4 protein-coding genes are annotated in these 3,254 nt (G+C 73.0%); 2 read left to right on the top strand and 2 right to left on the bottom strand.

The features are described 5' to 3' along the window. The coding region (locus HMPREF0731_RS25785; protein ID WP_007005706.1) for a DUF4412 domain-containing protein at window positions 1-609 on the bottom strand (609 nt) is incomplete at its 3' end. 208 nt (window positions 610-817) lie between these two features. Here HMPREF0731_RS25785 and HMPREF0731_RS18410 point away from each other — a divergent pair. Then, window positions 818-1,339, top strand: a complete 522-nt coding sequence (locus HMPREF0731_RS18410) for a hypothetical protein (protein WP_211207962.1) — start codon at window positions 818-820, stop codon at window positions 1,337-1,339. Between the two features lie 74 nt (window positions 1,340-1,413). On the opposite strand, the gene HMPREF0731_RS18405 is transcribed toward HMPREF0731_RS18410, so the two are convergent. Next, a complete protein-coding gene (locus HMPREF0731_RS18405; protein WP_007005704.1) occupies window positions 1,414-2,136 on the bottom strand; it encodes an SDR family oxidoreductase in 723 nt (240 codons plus the stop codon). A gap of 116 nt (window positions 2,137-2,252) precedes the next feature. Between HMPREF0731_RS18405 and HMPREF0731_RS18400 the strand changes: the two genes are divergently transcribed. Continuing rightward, window positions 2,253-3,149: a LysR family transcriptional regulator gene (locus HMPREF0731_RS18400; RefSeq protein WP_007005703.1), complete on the top strand. Its 897-nt coding sequence runs from the start codon at window positions 2,253-2,255 to the stop codon at window positions 3,147-3,149. Window positions 3,150-3,254 lie beyond the last annotated feature (105 nt).

Genomic DNA, 3,254 nt, shown 5'->3' with positions numbered 1-3,254 from the left:
CGGACGGGCGCCCGGCGCGCCGCCCGGGGCCGCGCCCGGCGCCGGCATGGCGGTATAGCCGCTGGGCAGGGTCAGCTTCGCCGGATCGACCGCGCCGTAGCTCACCTGGGTCGCCTCCATCGTCACCGCCGCGCCATTCGCGCCGGTGCCGGAGGAGCGCAGCAGCACGCCGTCATCGGTGAAGCAGGAGGTGCCGCGCACCTGGCCCGCGACCATCTCCCATTCGGTGCAGGACTGGCCGGCCACCGTGGCGGTGCCCTTGCGGGTGAAGCTCGCGCCCGGGGGCGCTTCCTGCGTCATGGCCGCGACGGTCGCCGGCGGCATCGCCATGGTGGCGCGCTGCGCCTCCATCACCATCGTCGCCGAATTGGCCTGGCGGTCGATCAGCATCCAGCCGGCATTGCCAGGCATGTCGACGCGCTGCTTCCCCGTGCTGGGGGAGAAGGCCATCTGCATCTCCTGCGGCGGGGCGCCGGCCATGCTCATGCGGTAGGCGACGGTGACATCGCGGGTCGGCCGCAGATTGGCCGGCTGCGCCGCTGCCGCGGTGACGAAGATCGGGGCCGCGCCGAGCGCCAGGATGGTCGCGGTGGCCAGGAGACGGGTCATGATTCCTCCGAAGATGGTGACAGCGCTTCACTGCGCCGTCGGCGTCGTCGCATCCAGATCCAGGCTGCGCACGATCGGGAGAGAGACGCTCACATCCCGCTTAGCGTTGTCGTCGCCATGCGGCTCTCACGCGAATGTTCCGCGCGTGCCGCTGGACGCGCCACGGCGCCGGCGGGATGGCTGGCAGCGGATGATGTGGGAGACAGGCATGTCGGACACGGCGCGCGGCACGAGGTCACGCGGCGCGGCGCGGCGGGGCGCGATGCCGCGCTGTCTGGGCCTGGCCGGGCTGCTGGCGCTGGCCGGCTGGACGCAGCAGGCCATGGCGCAGGAGATGCAATGGGAACGGCGCGAGGGCGAGGGGCGCCTCTACCTCGCCTATGAGGTGCCCAACACCAGCGACCAGAGTCTGCTGCTGATCTGCGACACGGCGCGGCGTGGCTTCAGCCTGAGCTATGTCGATGAGCGCGACCGGGTGCGCGCCGGTAGTACCGCGCGGCTGGAACTGGCTTCGGAGGGCGGGCGCGTGCTGCTGCGCCTGCCGGTGGAGAATCAGGAACTCGGCGATGTGGCGGTGCTGAGCGGCGCGGTGCCGCTGGATGCGGCGCTGCTGCGGGTCCTGCGCGGGCAGACTCTGCGCGTGACGCTGGAGGGCGAGACCGAGAGCATCCCGCTCTCCGGCGCGCAGCCGGGTGTCGCGGCGCTGGCCGCGCAATGCGGCCCGCGCTGACCTGCGCGCCGTGAAGCGCGCGCGGGGCGGCAGCCCAAGGCCCCCGCCCCGCTTCTGACGTCAGAACCCGCCGTTCAATGCGCGGCGGCGGTCGGGCGCACGACGATCTCGTTGACGTCCACATCGCCCGGCTGCTCGATGGCGTAGCGCACGGCGCGCGCGATGGCGTCCGGCCGCAGCGCGATCGCGCGGTAGTCGCGCATCAGCGCCGCCGCCGCCGCGTCGGTGATGGTGCCGGCCAGCTCGCTCTCCACCACGCCGGGATGGATGCAGGTGACGCGCAGCGCCTGGCTCTCCTGCCGCAGCCCGTCGGAGATGGCGCGCACCGCGTATTTCGTCGCGCAATACACCGCCGCCGTGGGCGAGACGCTGAGCGCGCCGATCGAGGCGATGTTGACGACCTGCCCCTGCCCCTGGCGCTGCATCGCCGGCAGCACGGCGGCGATGCCCCAGAGCACGCCCTTGATGTTGACGTCCACCATGCGCTCCCACTCATCGACCTTCAGCGCGGCCATGGGCGAGAGCGGCATGACGCCGGCATTGTTCACCATCACGTCGATGCGGCCCCATGCGCCGAGCGCGGTGTCAGCGAAGGCCGCCACATCGGCGCGGTCGGTGACGTCGAGGCGCTGGACGCGCACCGTGCCGCCGGCGGCGTTCAACTCCTCGGCCAGCGCCTGCAGCCGGTCGGTGCGGCGGGCGCCCAGCAGCAGCGTCGCGCCGGCGCCGGCCAGCTCGCGGGCGATGGCGGCGCCGATGCCGCTCGAGGCGCCGGTGATCAGAACAACCTTGTCCATGGGAATCTTCCTCCTGTCCGGCCGGCGGGGAGGCCGGCGCTGGCCAGGAGGTAGCGGGGCGGCATCGTTCAGAGAATTTGCTCCCGCCTGACCGGAGAGGTTAGCCTTCCTTGACAATGCACCTGGACCTCAACGCCCTCACCGTCTTCGCCGTGGTGGCCGAGACGCGCAGCTTCCGCGCCGCGGCGGACCGGCTCGGCGTCACCCGCTCGGCGGTCAGCCAGACCATGCGCAAGCTGGAGACGCAGCTCGGCATCGCCCTGCTGCAGCGGACCACGCGCAGCGTCAGCCTGACCGAGGCCGGGGCGCGCTTCCAGGCCGGCATCGCCGGCGCCCTGGCCGAGATCGGCCAGGCGGCGGAGGCGGCGGCGGCGCTGCGCGGCCACCCCTCCGGCCTGCTGCGCCTGGCGGTCTCCTCCATCGCCGAGAGTTTTCTCTCCGGGCCGCAGCTCGGCGCCTTCCTGGAGGCGCATCCCGGCATCCGCCTGGACGTCACCGTGACCGACGCGGAATTCGACATCGTGGCGGAGGGCTTCGATGCCGGGGTGCGGCTGGGCGAAGTGATCGCGCAGGACATGATCGCCGTGCCGGTCTCGGCGCCGCAGCGGCAGCTGGCGGTGGCCGCGCCTTCCTATCTGGCGCGGCACGGCCGCCCCGCGCATCCGCGCGAGTTGCCGGCGCATCGCTGCATCGGCTGGCGCCCGGCGCCCGAGCTGCCGCCCTATCGCTGGGAGTTCGGCGCGGATGGCGCGGAGTTCGATGTCGAGGTGGCGCCGCATGTCACCACCAACGACATGGCGCTGATGATCCGCCTGGCCTGCGCCGGCCACGGCATCACCTTCGGCATGGAGGAGAGCTTCCGGCCCTGGATCGGCCGCGGCGAGCTGGTGCCGCTGCTGGAGGATTACTGCCCGCCCTTCCCCGGCTTCTTCCTGTATTTCCCGAGCCGCCGGCACCTGGCGCCGAAGCTGCGCGCGCTGATCGACCATCTGCGGCGCGGGGGGCGCGGCTGAGCCGTCGGCTCAGCCTGGGGCCGTCGCCTCCGTGGCGCAGGGCAGCGGCGGGTGGGCCTGGCCGCCGGCATCGTGCAGCCGGATGCGCGCGGCCAGCGCATCGGC

The organism is Pseudoroseomonas cervicalis ATCC 49957 (genome assembly GCF_000164635.1).
Taxonomy (GTDB): Bacteria; Pseudomonadota; Alphaproteobacteria; order Acetobacterales; family Acetobacteraceae; genus Pseudoroseomonas; species Pseudoroseomonas cervicalis.
This window is presented reverse-complemented; position numbering and strand designations above follow the sequence as displayed.

Bases quoted from the DNA above. Each gene is read 5' to 3' on its own strand.
- HMPREF0731_RS18410 (WP_211207962.1), top strand. From the start codon at position 818: ATGTCGGACACGGCGCGCGGCACGAGGTCACGCGGCGCGGCGCGGCGG.
- HMPREF0731_RS18405 (WP_007005704.1), bottom strand. From the start codon at position 2,136: ATGGACAAGGTTGTTCTGATCACCGGCGCCTCGAGCGGCATCGGCGCC.
- HMPREF0731_RS18400 (WP_007005703.1), top strand. From the start codon at position 2,253: ATGCACCTGGACCTCAACGCCCTCACCGTCTTCGCCGTGGTGGCCGAG.